This is a genomic window from Anabaena sp. CS-542/02 (assembly GCF_028331085.1).
Taxonomy (GTDB): Bacteria; Cyanobacteriota; Cyanobacteriia; order Cyanobacteriales; family Nostocaceae; genus Anabaenopsis; species Anabaenopsis arnoldii.
In genome coordinates, this window is sequence record NZ_JAQMTM010000091.1 from 1 (window position 1) to 14233 (window position 14233).

Here is a 14233-nt window from a genome sequence, read left to right on the forward strand (position 1 = left end):
AGTTAGAATACAAAGCTAAAAAATTTGGTTGTGAAATTATAATTGCTGACAGATTTTATCCATCAAGCAAAACCTGTTCAAATTGTGGGCATATACAAGATATGCCACTAAAAGAAAGAATTTACAACTGTGGAAGTTGTGGTCATTCAATGGATAGGGATTTAAACGCAGCAATTAACTTATCGAGGTTGGCTAAACCTTGAAAGCTTACTGAGGGCTAACCGCTCCCATGCTCCCCTTGAAGTAAGAAATAAATGTCTAGACTTGTCTAGGATTTATATAGCAGCAACATAAGGAGTACCATTAATTTTACGGGTTTGTTTAGCGTGCAGAGATGTGGCGTAAACTAATGCTGACTCAAATTTTACCGTTAATTTTGGGGTGTTGATCATTTTCTTGACCCAGATAGAGCAAATATTCAGCCGCGACATCAGCCCCTATACTTTGGCGTAAATCTAGAGGCATAATAACTTCAGCTTTTGGTCGCCAGGCGCGTATACGCATACTGACGTTGTAATCTAGATGGCGATATTGCACACGGTAGTAAGCATCTTGTGAGGAGCGCTGATTGAGAACTTCCAGTAATGCTTGTTGTTCCAGCACTGATGTATGTTGTTGAATTAAATATTTTGCTTCCTGATAGGTAACGGCCTCAAATGTCCGATGACGAACAGTATCCCGAATGTAGCGGTCATGGTGGTCTCGATCAAATCGCAACAGCATCAGTCGGGAGGGTAAATAAAAATCAAATCCCCAAGCTTGAGACATTTCCCGTTCAATTTCATCGGGACTGGGTAAATTACCGTTGTAGTAGCGTTGTTGTAAAACCTGGGGAATAGATGGACTTGCCCAGTCTATGGGTGTAATATGGTGAATCCGGTCTAGTCGATAGTTATACCAATCAGTTTTGCGGTCAGGACTTTCCCCCAGGGCGCAAAGGTAAACTGCTCGTTGGACATAATATATACATACTGGGTAAACTATAGATTTTACAGTGTGTTTAAGTCTGGCGCTGTTGTAAGTTAATTCTAGAGGTGGTACTGGCTCTTGTTCCCAGATTTCCCGTAATTGATGTTGCCAATCATCAACTAAGTCTATAGTCTTACGGGGGATTACATAGTCAAGTTGAAAGCAAAATCGCTGTACGCTACGGATCATCTGGGCATGATTTTGAGCGATCGCGGCTAAATCTTCTTGATTGAGAAAGTTCAATTCGTCACTAGTGCCAGATGTGGTGATCATGGGACGAGAGGGGAATTTTTTGACCCGATGATATTTCTGTTGTCGATATTCTAACCATCCTATTTCGGCGAGAATTTCTAGGTCTGCTTGTAAGGAACGACGTGTAACGCCAAATAGTCTTTGTTGTAATATTTCATTTAATTTAGGTTCAGAAATACCAGTGTGAGTTAACAGGGACTTTTGCCATTCTGATTTGACAATTCCCGCTTGTAATAACCATGTAGCAGTGGTTTTAGTACAAGGACAATTTACATCATGTAACTGAGGAATTGCTTCCCCTTTGGGGTGGGTGGAAGTAAAAAAAGCATACCGCCACTGAGCAAAAGTAAAGGAATTACTTAGCTGTAAGGGGTCTTGGCCATACAAATAACGTAACCACACCCATAAACGAATTGCTCTGGGGAGGTTTTGTTTGAGAGAACCGCGTGCTAACCATTGCAGCAGTTCTATTTGGGGAGTGTCTACAAAAATTGGCTTAAACACTGGTTAAGTAGATTCATTGGTAAGACCAGCATACAACATATTGGAATTAGCCGCTTCCACTGGGATGTATGATATACCTATTGATTTTATCCAACAGTATGCACAGATGACTAGTTATAGAATTGCCTTGAAAGAAAACATTTTGCGGGTCAGTTTTGGGGAAACTGCTCAAAATGACCAAATTATTCAGGATGCGGCGGCGCGACTAGAGGAAATGCAAGATTCAGAGGAACTAGGAGGAGGTCCACTCTTGAAGATTAATGGACCTATTTCTGTACCGGTGGCCTTTGTTTTAGCTCATAAACTGGCTCATCTTTATGGTGCGATCGCTTGTTTTGATCCCAAGTTAGGTAAATATGTAGTTTGTATTACACATAATCCTGAGTATAAATTGGGCGATTTGATTAAGTGAGAGATTAAAGTTATGACTAGCTATCACATTAGTCTGGATGAGGATGTGTTAAAGGTGAAGTTTGGGAAACCTGCTCATGGTGACCAAATTGTTAGGGATGCGGGAGCACGTTTAGATCAAATGCTCGCATCAGGGGAAATTACCGGGGGAAAACTACTCAAGATTGATGGACCAGCTTCTGTGGCGGTGAGTTATCTCATCTCTCATAAGATATCTCAATTGTATGGGGCGATCGCCATTTTTGACCCCAAAATTGGCAAACCAGGATATAAAACTTACATTGTTGTTGCTACCCACACTCCAGCTTATCGGTTGGGTGAAGTGATTGAAACCAGTGAAACCCACAAAAGTAAACAAAATCTCAAAGTTGTATTGTGTGGTCCGCCCCAATCTGGTAAATCTTGTCTGCGTAAAGGTTTGAAACAAGCAATTGGCAATATTCCCGGCGCACCTTATCCTTATGTCATTACTGCTTGTCCAGATGGGGAAGGTGCTTGGTTTTCCGATGCTGCGCGGCGAGATATTGATTTAGCCAGAAAACTAAAACAAGACTACAAGGCTAAGTTTACCCCAGAGTTTGCCATTAAAGCGGCGGGCTGGGTAAAAAGTGCCAATACACCACTAAATATCATTGATGTGGGTGGTAAAATTACACCAGAAAATCGCCTGATTATGCGTGAAGCTACTCATGCGGTGATTTTAGCTGGGAATAACGGTAAGGAGGAAGTTCCCCTTTGGCAAGAGTTTTGTCATGATTTAAATATACATATTGTTGCTAATCTTTCTAGTGACTACGATGGTAAGGAGGATAAAATTTTTACAAAATATCCTTTGCTAACTGGTAGTATTCATCACCTGGAACGGGGAGAAGATATTTCTTCTCGTCCCATGGTACAGGCTTTGGCGCAGGTTTTGGTGCAGTTGTGTAGAAGAGAGTAAGTTAGCAAGCTTACTACTCAAACTTATTTGGATATGGGACAAACTTCTGTGAAAATCTGAAAAATCAAGGACTCAATATTATGAAAGCAATTTCATTTCTCGGCTTTAACAAAAGAGGTTATCAAGAAACTACTTACCTCAATCCCATTGCTCCTGGGGAATATAAAACTAAATTTATTCAAGAAGCTTTAGTAGAATTTTACAACCCTGATACTCTTTATGTTTTATTGACGAATACAGCAGCTACAGGTATTCCAGATAACGAGACAGAATCTAGTTGGGAAACACTCAAGAAGAAACTTGGCGATAAAGTTAATTTACAACCAATAAATAATGTACCTGAAGGACACAGTACATCAGATATCTGGAAACTATTTGAAATGTTAACGGACTGTTTAGAAGAGGGTGATAGAGTAGTATTTGACATTACAAATGGCTTTCGTTCTCTACCTGTTTTAGCATTAATTGCTGTTAGTTATTTACGTGTTGTCCGTCAAGTCGAGATTCAAGGTCTAATATATGGTGCATTTGATGCCAAAACTAATAATAAAACCCCTATATTTGACCTTTTACCCATAGTTAGCTTATTGGAGTGGACAACTGCTACTGACCAGTTCATTAAAACAGGAAATGGACAAGCATTAGCAAGCTTACTTGATCAAGGTGACTCTACAGCTAAGGATTTAGCAGTCAGTATCGAAGGAATTGCACAAGGTTTACAGCTCCTACGTCCAATGGATGTTATTCAAGAATCAGCAATATTACCTGAACGTATTGTAGCAGCAGCACCAATGGTTTCTCAAACTGTACCACCATTTGCAGCTTTGTTGCAGCGTGTAGAAAAAGATTATGGTAGTTTTGGCTTATTTAACTCAACAGATTATCGCCATTACCCACAATCATCTTTATTACGACAACTAAAAATTGTCGAGTGGTACGCGGCGAAAGGACAAATTGTTCAAGCCTTATCTATGGCGCGGGAATGGCTACCTTCTTTGTTATGTTATCACTTTCAGTTAGATCCATTAGATAAAGGATATAGGGAGGAAATGGAACTATTATTAACTGGAGGCAAAATTAAGGATAAAGATGATAACCTCATTAAAGAATCTCGATATCTGGCAGAATGGTCTAATCTTCCCAAGCAAAAAAAGAAACAATTAAACAGACTTTGGGGTGGTGAATTAAACTTGGCTAATCTGCGTAATGATGTGTTACACGCAGGATTTCGGAAAAATCCTAAAAATGCCCAAAATATTTTGCATCAAACGGAATTGATTATTAAGGAACTCCAAGCCATTGCAAAGGTCTGGAATTTGCAGGATGAAATTGTATTGGGTTTATAAAACTATAGCAATCCTAAATGATTCATGAACAATTTCTGTTCCCTGTTCGGTGTGTTCGGTGTGTTCCCTTTCCTCACTGATAATTTCTCAAGTCAAATAGGATGACTATAGTTCTGAGTTAATGATTGAGAAATAGCTGGTTTGACTGTTGCAACTTATACATAAACATCTGGGCGATCGCCCCCCATCCTGATTTGGGGATGATTTTCAGGAAAGATTAATCTCATCTGGTTAATTGTGGGATATAATGATAACCGTTATCATTATTCTACGGCTATGGTTAGTTCGATCATCCCGTCTCAGGAGAAATTGCACCAGCAAGACCATGAACAACTCATCAGGATTCGTCACACCTGCGCCCACATTTTGGCCATGGTTGTGCAGAAGCTATTTCCAGGGACTAAGGTAGCAACTGGACCGGTGACAGAAACAGGCTTTTATTATGATTTTGATGCTCCTGTGAGTTTTACCCCGGAGGACTTGGAAAAAATTACCTTGGAAATGCGGCGGGTTATTCAGGCTAATTTACCCATCATCCGCGAAGAGGTACAACGTGGCGAAATTCAAACAGAAATTACTAACTTGGGGGAAACTTACAAAGGGGATATTTTAGCACGCATCCCCCTAGATGAAATTATTACCCGTTATTTTATCGGTAGTCCTGATGTTCCTGTGCAGCCTGAACCTTCATTATTTACAGTTGCATCAGGGGGGATGGTTAATCATAACTCTTGGTGGGACTTGTGCGCTGGACCCCATATCAACTTTACCGGGGAAATTCACCCCGATGCTTTTAAATTATTAAATGTGGCGGGTGCATATTGGCAAGGTGATGAAACTCAGCCGATGCTACAACGCATTTATGGTACAGCTTGGGAAACTCCAGAAGATTTACAAGCTTATTTAAAACAACGAGAAGAAGCATTACGGCGTGACCACAGAAAACTCGGTCAAGATTTGAATTTATTTAGTATTCAAGAAGATGCTGGTGGTGGGTTAGTTTTTTGGCATCCTAAAGGGGCGCAAATCCGCCATATCATTGAAGATTACTGGAAGCGATCGCACTTACAAGCCAACTATCAACTACTATATACCCCCCATGTAGCTAATTTGGAACTGTGGAAAACATCGGGTCACTTTGATTTCTATAGAGAAAATATGTTTGATTCCATTGATGTGGAACAACAAGCATATCAACTCAAACCGATGAATTGTCCTTTCCACGTCCTCACCTATAAGCATCAACTCCACTCCTACCGAGAGTTACCCATTCGGATGTGTGAACTGGGTACTGTTTATCGTTATGAACGTTCTGGCGCTTTACATGGTTTGATGCGGGTACGGGGATTTACTCAAGATGATGGTCATATTTTCTGTTTACCAGCACAAATTGCACCGGAAATTCTGGGAGTTTTAAATCTCACAGAACAGATTTTGTCAGACTTTGGCTTTACTAATTACGAAGTTAATTTATCTACCCGTCCTGAGAAATCAGTGGGAAATGATCATGTTTGGGAGTTAGCTACTGCTGCACTTAAACAAGCATTAGATAGCAAGGGTTGGGACTATCTTATTGATGAGGGTGGTGGGGCTTTTTATGGCCCTAAAATCGACATTAAAATTAAAGATGCCATTGGTCGTAGTTGGCAATGTTCCACTATTCAAGTTGATTTTAACTTACCGGAACGCTTTAATATGGAATATGTTACCCCAGAAGGCGATCGCCAAAGACCAATTATGATTCATCGGGCTATCTTTGGTTCTTTAGAGCGATTTTTTGGGATATTAATCGAAAACTATGCTGGGGACTTTCCTCTATGGTTAGCACCAGTACAAATCAGACTTTTACCCGTTAGTGATGATGTCCGCGAATATGCGCAATCTGTCGCTACTACTTTCAAACAGTCCGGGATGCGGGTAGAAGTAGATTATAGTGGTGAACGACTGGGTAAGCAAATCCGCACAGCTGAATTAGAAAAAATCCCCGTAGTGGCGGTTATCGGTAAAAAGGAAGTGGAAAATCAGACTTTGAGTATCCGCACTAGACAAAATGGCGATTTAGGTGTATTGACCATCGATGAAATTTTACCACGGCTACAGGAAGCGATCGCTTCTAAGGGCTTAATCTAGATTTTTCACTCTTTGTGCGGATAATCCTTTCAATCCTGAAAATTATACATCTTATGGGGTTGGTATTCTACCCCCCAGGAATGACAAAACTTACTTGATCACCAACACAGATCATATGACTACTCTCACACCATCTCAAACAAACATTATACCGGAGATTCCTAAGCGGGGAATGCCGGTAACTCTGATTACTGGATTTTTAGGAAGTGGTAAAACTACACTCCTAAATCAAATCCTCAAAAATAAACAAGATTTAAAAGTTGCTGTCTTGGTGAATGAATTTGGGGATATTAATATTGATAGCCAATTGCTGGTTTCTATAGATGAAGACATGATGGAACTCAGTAATGGTTGTATTTGTTGTACCATTAATGATGGTTTGGTTGATGCTGTTTATCGGGTATTAGAAAGAGAAGACCGTATTGACTACTTGGTGATTGAAACTACTGGGGTAGCTGACCCGTTACCGATTATCCTCACGTTTTTAGGTACGGAACTCAGAGATTTAACTAACCTCGATTCTATTATTACTTTGGTGGATGCAGAAGCTTTTGACGCTGAACATTTTCAAAGTGAATCGGCTTTGAAGCAAATCACGTATGGTGATATTATTCTTCTCAATAAGGTTGACTTGGCAACTCCTGCTAAACTTCAAGAAGTGGAAGACTACATCTATGAGGTCAAAGCTGGGGCAAAAATTCTGCACACTCAATATGGAGAGGTGCCGTTACCATTACTTTTAGATACAGATTTAACACCTAAACAAGATTATCTCTCAATTGTAGAAGAAGATGAACACAAGGGGCATGATCACCATCATCACCATGAACATCACCATCATCACTCAGATCATTTAGATAATGATGGGTTTGTTTCTATTTCCTTCCAGAGCGATCGCCCCTTTGATGTTCACAAGTTTGAAGCCTTCCTGACTGAAGAAATGCCACCGGGTGTATTTCGTGCTAAAGGCATACTTTGGTTTCATGATAGTGATTTACGCCATATTTTTCAACTGAGCGGGCCACGTTATAATTTACACGCCGACAACTGGTGCTCTCCACCTAAAAATCAACTCGTTTTTATTGGGAGAAACTTGAAACCTAGTGAAATTAACTCTCATTTGCATAAATGTTTGATATGATGAGAGGGTGTAAAGTTATGTTACACTCGTTCATGAGTCAGGCTAAATCAGCGGTAAATCACAACCGACATCTGAACAACTGACCACTTCAGTAAAACATTCCTTATAAAACTCAAAAAATGACTTTATCGATTCGTCCCGATCTAACTTCTGCCGATCAGGTACTATCGTCTTTAGTTGCTCAAAAGCAACCAAAAGTAACAGAAGCAGAAATGATGCAGGCTGTACGGACTTTGTTGATTGGATTAGGTGAAGATCCAGACCGCGAAGGACTCAAAGACACTCCCAAAAGAGTGATGAAAGCCTTGAAATTTCTTACAAAGGGATACACTGAATCTTTGGATGAACTGCTCAATGGTGCAGTATTTACAGAAGACGCCAATGAAATGGTGTTGGTTCGGGACATCGATATTTTCAGTTCCTGTGAGCATCATATCTTACCGATCATTGGCCGCGCTCACGTGGCTTATATACCTAATGGTAAAGTCATCGGTTTATCTAAAATAGCCCGCATTTGCGAAATGTACGCCCGACGTTTACAAGTACAGGAACGTCTGACTACCCAAATTGCTGACGCATTGCAAAGACTACTCAAACCCCAAGGTGTGGCGGTAGTAGTGGAAGCAACCCATATGTGTATGGTGATGCGCGGGGTGCAAAAACCCGGTTCTTGGACTGTTAGCAGTGCTATGCGGGGAATTTTCGCTGAAGATGGTCGGACTCGCGAAGAATTTATGAATTTAATCCGCCATAGTGCTAACTTTCATTAAATAGTTATCATAGGGCTGTATCTATATAGCTGGGGCGGTAAGTGTAGAGATGGGAGAATTCTTGTCTCTACATGATCAAAATACAAAGTGATTGAATATACTATAAAAACTATTGTTGCTTAAGTATTAAATAAATTGATTAAATACTCTAATGTGAAAATTCAGTGAGGAGAGAAACTATGGTAATTTCCGAATTACAATTTAATAGCCAAGGATTAATTCCGGCGATCGCCCAAGACTATAAAGATGGTACGGTGTTAATGATGGCGTGGATGAATCAGGAATCCCTAGAAAAAACCCTCGCCACAGGTGAAGCACATTACTGGAGTCGTTCCCGTTCCCAATTGTGGCACAAAGGGGCTACATCTGGGCACATTCAAAAAGTCAAAGAATTTTTGTATGACTGTGACGGCGACACTATCTTGATCAAAGTTGAGCAAATCGGTGACATTGCTTGTCATACAGGGGCGAGAAGCTGTTTCTTTAATTCTGTACAAATGACTTACTAATTAACTATGACCCTGACCATCTACAATACCCTCACCCGTAAAAAAGAACCATTCCAACCCCAAGAACCTGGTAAGGTGAAAATGTATTGCTGTGGTGTCACGGTATACGATTACTGTCATCTGGGTCATGCACGCTCTTATATAGGTTGGGACGTAGTACGCCGGTATTTTCAATGGCGCGGTTACGAGGTTGAATATGTGCAAAACTTTACCGACATTGACGATAAAATTCTCAACCGCGCTAACTTAGAAGGAACTTCCATGGAGGAAGTTTCCCAGCGCTACATAGATGCTTACTTTGAGGATATTAGACGCTTAAATGTCATGGATGCTTCAGCATATCCCCGTGTGACTGAAAATATCAGCAGTATTCACCAATTAATTCAGGAATTAGAAAAAAAAGGTTACGCCTACGCCACCAATGGCGATGTTTATTACAATGTGCATAACTTCTGTGAATATGGTAAACTATCCGGCCGGGATGCGTCAGATATGCAAGCCGGCGCTAGTGGGCGGGTAGATGTAGAAGACCCATCAGGACAGAAAAAACAAAACTCGGCGGATTTTGCTCTGTGGAAAGCGGCTAAACCAGGGGAACCAGCATGGAGTTCACCTTGGGGTTCAGGTCGTCCAGGATGGCACATTGAATGTTCGGCTATGGTCAGGTCATTACTAGGGGATACCATTGATATTCACGGCGGTGGTGGTGATTTAGTATTCCCCCACCATGAAAATGAAATCGCCCAATCGGAAGTAGTGACTGGTAAACCGTTGGCGCGTTACTGGATACACAATGGTATGGTAACGGTGAACGGTGAGAAAATGTCTAAGTCTTTGGGGAATTTTACCACAATTCGAGAGTTGCTGGATCAAGGTGTTGACCCGATGGTGGTAAGATTGTTTATCCTACAGGGACACTATCGCCGCCCCTTGGATTTTACTAAAGAAGCGATCGCATCGGCGGAAAATGCCTGGAAAACCCTCAAAGAAGGGTTACTATTTGGCTATCAGTACGGTGACAAGCTGGGACTGGAAACCGGGAAAGAGTTAATCCCTAATCCCTATATCGAGAGTTTTCAAGGGTCTATGGATGATGACTTTAATACACCGGGAGGATTGGCGGTTTTATTTGAACTGGCTAAGGAGTTACGCCGTCAAAGCAATCTGTTGACTCACCAAGGAAAAACAGACCTGACCCCAGCACAAATTCAGCAGCAATGGCAAACTTTAGTCACCTTAGCTGGGGTATTAGGACTGGAAGCACCACCAGAAGCCCCTAATGTCGCCCCTAGCAGGTTAACTGATGGGGAAATTGAAGTTTTCATCCAACAGCGACAAACAGCCCGTAAATCTAAGAATTTCGCCGAGAGCGATCGCATTCGTCAAAAATTACAGGAACTCGGCGTTACATTAATCGATCAACCAGATGGTACGACTCGTTGGCATTCCTGATTAAGATTTACTTAAATCGTAAGATTTAATCGGATAATCTCAGCAGTCAGGATCGTTTTAGATTGTTTTACAAGGAACCCCGATGAATAAAAAGACTATACTCAGTTTACTTTCTACTCCCATGCTAGTTAGCTCAATTCTCGCTATGGGAGCAATGGCAAATCAAGCCCAGGCCGCAGAAACAGAACCAGACAACACAGACAAACTCACCTGCATACAAAATGACCATATATGGCGTCCTGTGTGTGTGAGAGCTTCTGTATTGGCTAAAATCCCTGAATATCAACCTGGATTAGAGTTTTCTAGCGATGAAAATGAAGTTCCCTTACTAGGGTTTAATGTTGAAGAAAGTGATATGGCGGTTGACTTATTTAACTGTGACTGTCCACAGTGTATTAATGCTTTGCGTCAAATGCGCGGTATGTCGCCCTTAGTTTATTAGACATCTGTTGACAAACTCTCCCCTTTCCTTGCTAAGGAGAGGGGTTGGGTAATTGAGGATGACGAAAACTCTTGAGCATTCTCAGAGGTTGTTTGTCAAGTCATGATTAGTGTATCGAATATTATTTGACCCCACCCTCACCTTTCCCTTTATAAGGGAAAGGTGACTGGATTTGATTGTTTTTTGTGTGTTGGGTGTGTTCGGTGTGTTCCCTGTTCCCTGTTCCCTGTTCCCTAAGATAAAAATTACCTGTGGAAAACTTATCAAACATCCTCTAAGAATAGCAATAACTACCAGCCCAAGTAACCCATTTATGAGATATTCCTATATGGGCTATTTCCTCAGCCTTCTCTTGCTGACTTAGTTGTGTCCCTGTTAAGTCCGCACCGTTTAGTTCCGCTTCATTGATATTGCACCCGCTTAAGTTGGCTTTCCTCAAATTAGCGTTTCTTAAGTTGGCTCCACTCATTTGGGCTTCACTCAGGTCAGCATATCCTAAGTTGGCAATTTCTAAATTTGCACTGCGCAAATCTGCACGAGTTAAGTTAGACTGTTGCAGGTTAACCCTAATTAGTTCAGCGCCAATTAAGTTGACCTCAGTCAAGTTTGCACCGTTCAAGTCGGCTCCACTTAAATCAGCATCTGTGAGATTTGCTCGACTAAAGTCACATTCAGTCAAATTCGCCTGTGTCAGGTTAGCTCCACTCAAGTCAGCTTCCATAAAATTAGCACCACTCAAGTTAGCAGCACTAAGATTTATTTGATGTAAACTGGCTCTATTAAATGTGCGCTCTCCTGCTGCATAAAGGTTTCGGATTCTTTTAGCGTCCATTTTCTGCTATATAACTCCTAGACAAGTCTAGACATTTATTTCTTACTTCAATGGGAGCATGGGAGCGGTTATCCCTCAGTAAGCTTTCAAGGTTTAGCCAACCTTGATAAGTTAATTGCTGCGTTTAAATCCCTATCCATTGAATGACCACAACTCCCACAGTTGTAAATTCTTTCTTTTAGTGGCATATCTTGGATATGCCCGCAAGAATTTGTTTATCTAATTGTCAACTAGGCTACTACTCCTAGTATGCTATAATCGCAGGCTGTTTTACCAATTCCTTAACAGAAATATACTAAACTCCATGGCTGATTTCACATCTACGCTATGTCAATGTGTGGCTGCATATCGCGGCGGCGGGGTGCGTCCCACTGCTGAAACCGTTGTCAATGCGTTGTTACAAGCTGAAAAGTCTGCTAAACAGCAACGGCTGAGTTATCCTTTTACATCTCTACTAGGTAAATGGCAACTTTGTTTTGCTACTGGAACCAAGAAGGCTCAAAAACGAGGTGGAATTGTCTTAGGGAAGGGTTTGTATGTGCCGAAGTTTGTGACTATTCAGATTTCTTTTAGTGCTACTTTAGAGCCAGATTCCGGTAAGGGTGAAATTGGTAATCAGGTACAGTTAGGCCCAGTTTTATTACAACTGACCGGACCTGCACGTTATTTTGGTAAGCAAAATTTGTTAGCCTTTGACTTTAATTGTCTGCTTTTTTACCTGTTTGGTGGTAAGGTCTACAGTGGGCGGTTTAGCTCTGGTCGGGGTGAAGCTCAGGATTTCTATGATCAGCCTATCGCTAAGTTACCTTTTTTTGCTTTCTTTTTGGTTACACCTGATTTGATTGCAGCTCGCGGTCGTGGGGGTGGTTTGGCTCTGTGGATTCGTCAGCAGTAAATTAACTACAGATAACCACGGGTAAACCCCTGTTTATAACTCTTTTTTGTCACCTGATTCCCCAGTCATCAGTGTTATTTCTCAGGATATATTTTTTTATTGCAATTCTATTTACTTTTTATCTCTAAAGGTAGAAAATAACCACTAACTCAATATTGGGAAACCTCTTGAGGGTGCATTCCCAACCCTTGCCAATTCATCGCAGAGTGTAACCGGGGTCAGATGACGCAAGCTTTTAATCGAGTCCAAGAATGGGAACAACGCCGTAACGAAGCTAACCGCTACTACCAGCAAGGCCAGTTTCAAGAATATCTCAATTTTGCCACGGAGAATTTACAGTTAGCTCGATCTATCCCAGACAGAGCGAGGGAAGGCCATACATTGAATGATGTCGGTTTGGCTTATCTGAGTTGTTGTCAACCTCTACAAGCTTTAGAGTGTTTTGATCAAGCGCGTTTAGTGGCTGAGGAAATCGGGAACAGGCGATCTGAAGCGATCGCACTGAGTAATCTGGGTTCTACTTACAGCCGTCTGGGGCGATTGTCACGAGCGCTAGAGTATTTTCACCAGGGGTTACACATCTTTCGAGATTTACAAGATATTCCCGCCGAGGTTTCTACTCTCAATGATGTGGCACTGATTTACACTAAGTTGGGAGAACCTAAGCGCTCCCTGTTACTACAGTACCAAATTTTGGCTATGCGTCGCTCACTCGGAGATTTTTCTGGGGAAGCAACTACCCTCAATGGTATTGGTTATGCTTACAGCACATTAGGACAGTATGAGCAAGCTTTAGAATTTCTCCAAGCAGCACTCCCCATTCAACGCGCTGTGAAAAATGTGGTGGCCGAAGCTACTACTTTAAATAATATTGCTTCTGTCTATGGTGATTTGGGAGAACCTAAAAAGGCTCTGTTACTCTACTATCAGGTTTTGTTGACCCGTCGGGCCATCAATGACCGCGCAGGGGAGGGGACAACCCTACATAATATTGGTTTTACCTACGGTATCTTGCGGAATCACCGTCAAGCTATGAAATACTATCAGCAGGCGATCGCCATTTATCAAGAAGTTGGCGATTCTCTCGGAGAAATTTCCGCGCTGCTGAGTATGGGTCAATTTTACGCTAGGACTAAACGCAAAAAGTTAGCCCTCAGTTACTATCACAATGCTCAGGATTTAGCCCAAGCGATCGCATCTGAACCGATGTTGAAAAAGATCCAGCAGTGTCTGGATGCTCTGTAATTTATTCCCTCCTGACTCAGGAGGGGTCAAATATAGCTATATGCCAAGAATTACCCTTGTTTTTTGCTATATGGATGAACTATCAAAACATACTGGGAGCGTGAGAACCCCTACGCTTTAGCGAGGGGATTTATCCTGTGTGTTTCCTCATTTACCACGCTGGTTTTCAATGTAATTTTTAACTGCCTCAGTGCTAACTTGTCCAGTTGTCGCAACAAAGTAAGTTGGTGTCCACAAAGAAGGTAGTTTTTTTAATTGTGGAAATTCTTTCCTTAAGTAATTTGATGCCCTACCCTTAACCCACCTAGCTATATCTGCCGGTGATTCATGGGTCGGTGCATTAATAAAAAAATGAACCTGGTCTGGTTGAACTTCAATTATACTTCTAAACAGGA

15 protein-coding genes and 1 pseudogene are annotated in these 14233 nt (G+C 41.5%); 12 read left to right on the top strand and 4 right to left on the bottom strand.

All coding sequences use genetic code 11. The features are described 5' to 3' along the window. The coding region (locus PN447_RS10490) for a zinc ribbon domain-containing protein (RefSeq protein ID WP_271762924.1) at positions 1-203 on the top strand (203 nt) is incomplete at its 5' end. Positions 204-357: 154 nt separating this feature from the next. Here the strand turns inward: PN447_RS10490 and PN447_RS10495 are convergent. After that, a complete protein-coding gene (locus PN447_RS10495) occupies positions 358-1725 on the bottom strand; it encodes a TIGR03985 family CRISPR-associated protein (RefSeq protein ID WP_271762927.1) in 1368 nt (455 codons plus the stop codon). 16 nt (positions 1726-1741) lie between these two features. On the opposite strand from PN447_RS10495, the gene PN447_RS10500 reads away from it, so the two are divergent. From PN447_RS10500 to PN447_RS10540, 9 genes are all read left to right on the top strand, one after another. After that, a complete protein-coding gene (locus PN447_RS10500) occupies positions 1742-2137 on the top strand; it encodes a CRISPR-associated protein Csx3 (protein WP_271762928.1) in 396 nt (131 codons plus the stop codon). Positions 2138-2149: 12 nt separating this feature from the next. Beyond that, positions 2150-3076 (top strand): CRISPR-associated protein Csx3, encoded by a 927-nt coding sequence (locus PN447_RS10505; protein WP_271762930.1) that lies wholly within the window; start codon positions 2150-2152, stop codon positions 3074-3076. Between the two features lie 80 nt (positions 3077-3156). Beyond that, the gene (gene csx2 / locus PN447_RS10510) at positions 3157-4422 is read left to right on the top strand and encodes a TIGR02221 family CRISPR-associated protein (protein WP_271762931.1); all 1266 of its coding nucleotides are present in this window, start codon (positions 3157-3159) and stop codon (positions 4420-4422) included. Positions 4423-4698: 276 nt separating this feature from the next. Beyond that, on the top strand, positions 4699-6552 hold the full coding sequence (gene thrS, locus PN447_RS10515) for a threonine--tRNA ligase (RefSeq protein WP_271762932.1): 1854 nt from the start codon (positions 4699-4701) through the stop codon (positions 6550-6552). Between the two features lie 115 nt (positions 6553-6667). Next, positions 6668-7693, top strand: a complete 1026-nt coding sequence (locus PN447_RS10520) for a CobW family GTP-binding protein (protein WP_271762933.1) — start codon at positions 6668-6670, stop codon at positions 7691-7693. Positions 7694-7812: 119 nt separating this feature from the next. Further along, positions 7813-8463 (top strand): GTP cyclohydrolase I FolE, encoded by a 651-nt coding sequence (gene folE / locus PN447_RS10525; protein ID WP_271731320.1) that lies wholly within the window; start codon positions 7813-7815, stop codon positions 8461-8463. Positions 8464-8627: 164 nt separating this feature from the next. Beyond that, on the top strand, positions 8628-8972 hold the full coding sequence (hisI, locus tag PN447_RS10530; protein WP_271762936.1) for a phosphoribosyl-AMP cyclohydrolase: 345 nt from the start codon (positions 8628-8630) through the stop codon (positions 8970-8972). A gap of 6 nt (positions 8973-8978) precedes the next feature. Then, the gene (gene cysS / locus PN447_RS10535) at positions 8979-10424 is read left to right on the top strand and encodes a cysteine--tRNA ligase (RefSeq protein WP_271762939.1); all 1446 of its coding nucleotides are present in this window, start codon (positions 8979-8981) and stop codon (positions 10422-10424) included. Between the two features lie 82 nt (positions 10425-10506). Continuing rightward, positions 10507-10866, top strand: coding sequence for a hypothetical protein (locus PN447_RS10540; protein ID WP_271762941.1), 360 nt, complete (start codon positions 10507-10509; stop codon positions 10864-10866). A 274-nt stretch (positions 10867-11140) separates the two neighbouring features. Here the strand turns inward: PN447_RS10540 and PN447_RS10545 are convergent, their stop codons facing one another. Then, entirely contained in the window at positions 11141-11698 is a 558-nt protein-coding gene (locus PN447_RS10545) for a pentapeptide repeat-containing protein (protein WP_271762943.1), read from the bottom strand. An 86-nt stretch (positions 11699-11784) separates the two neighbouring features. Then, the gene (locus PN447_RS10550; RefSeq protein WP_271762983.1) at positions 11785-11895 is read right to left on the bottom strand and encodes a zinc ribbon domain-containing protein; all 111 of its coding nucleotides are present in this window, start codon (positions 11893-11895) and stop codon (positions 11785-11787) included. 107 nt (positions 11896-12002) lie between these two features. Here PN447_RS10550 and PN447_RS10555 point away from each other — a divergent pair, with 107 nt between their 5' ends. Next, on the top strand, positions 12003-12593 hold the full coding sequence (locus tag PN447_RS10555) for a hypothetical protein (protein WP_271762946.1): 591 nt from the start codon (positions 12003-12005) through the stop codon (positions 12591-12593). A gap of 222 nt (positions 12594-12815) precedes the next feature. After that, a complete protein-coding gene (locus tag PN447_RS10560) occupies positions 12816-13838 on the top strand; it encodes a tetratricopeptide repeat protein (RefSeq protein ID WP_271762947.1) in 1023 nt (340 codons plus the stop codon). A 147-nt stretch (positions 13839-13985) separates the two neighbouring features. On the opposite strand, the pseudogene tnpA reads toward PN447_RS10560, so the two are convergent. Further along, positions 13986-14216, bottom strand: a pseudogene (gene tnpA / locus PN447_RS10565) (IS200/IS605 family transposase); the annotation flags it as partial. Positions 14217-14233: the final 17 nt, after the last annotated feature.

What these genes read in the sequence shown, in the direction of transcription:
- PN447_RS10505 (WP_271762930.1), top strand. Translation starts at nt 2,150, where the DNA reads ATGACTAGCTATCACATTAGTCTGGATGAGGATGTGTTAAAGGTGAAG.
- csx2 (WP_271762931.1), top strand. Translation starts at nt 3,157, where the DNA reads ATGAAAGCAATTTCATTTCTCGGCTTTAACAAAAGAGGTTATCAAGAA.
- thrS (WP_271762932.1), top strand. Translation starts at nt 4,699, where the DNA reads ATGGTTAGTTCGATCATCCCGTCTCAGGAGAAATTGCACCAGCAAGAC.
- PN447_RS10520 (WP_271762933.1), top strand. Translation starts at nt 6,668, where the DNA reads ATGACTACTCTCACACCATCTCAAACAAACATTATACCGGAGATTCCT.
- folE (WP_271731320.1), top strand. Translation starts at nt 7,813, where the DNA reads ATGACTTTATCGATTCGTCCCGATCTAACTTCTGCCGATCAGGTACTA.
- cysS (WP_271762939.1), top strand. Translation starts at nt 8,979, where the DNA reads ATGACCCTGACCATCTACAATACCCTCACCCGTAAAAAAGAACCATTC.
- PN447_RS10540 (WP_271762941.1), top strand. Translation starts at nt 10,507, where the DNA reads ATGAATAAAAAGACTATACTCAGTTTACTTTCTACTCCCATGCTAGTT.
- PN447_RS10545 (WP_271762943.1), bottom strand. Translation starts at nt 11,698, where the DNA reads ATGGACGCTAAAAGAATCCGAAACCTTTATGCAGCAGGAGAGCGCACA.
- PN447_RS10555 (WP_271762946.1), top strand. Translation starts at nt 12,003, where the DNA reads ATGGCTGATTTCACATCTACGCTATGTCAATGTGTGGCTGCATATCGC.
- PN447_RS10560 (WP_271762947.1), top strand. Translation starts at nt 12,816, where the DNA reads ATGACGCAAGCTTTTAATCGAGTCCAAGAATGGGAACAACGCCGTAAC.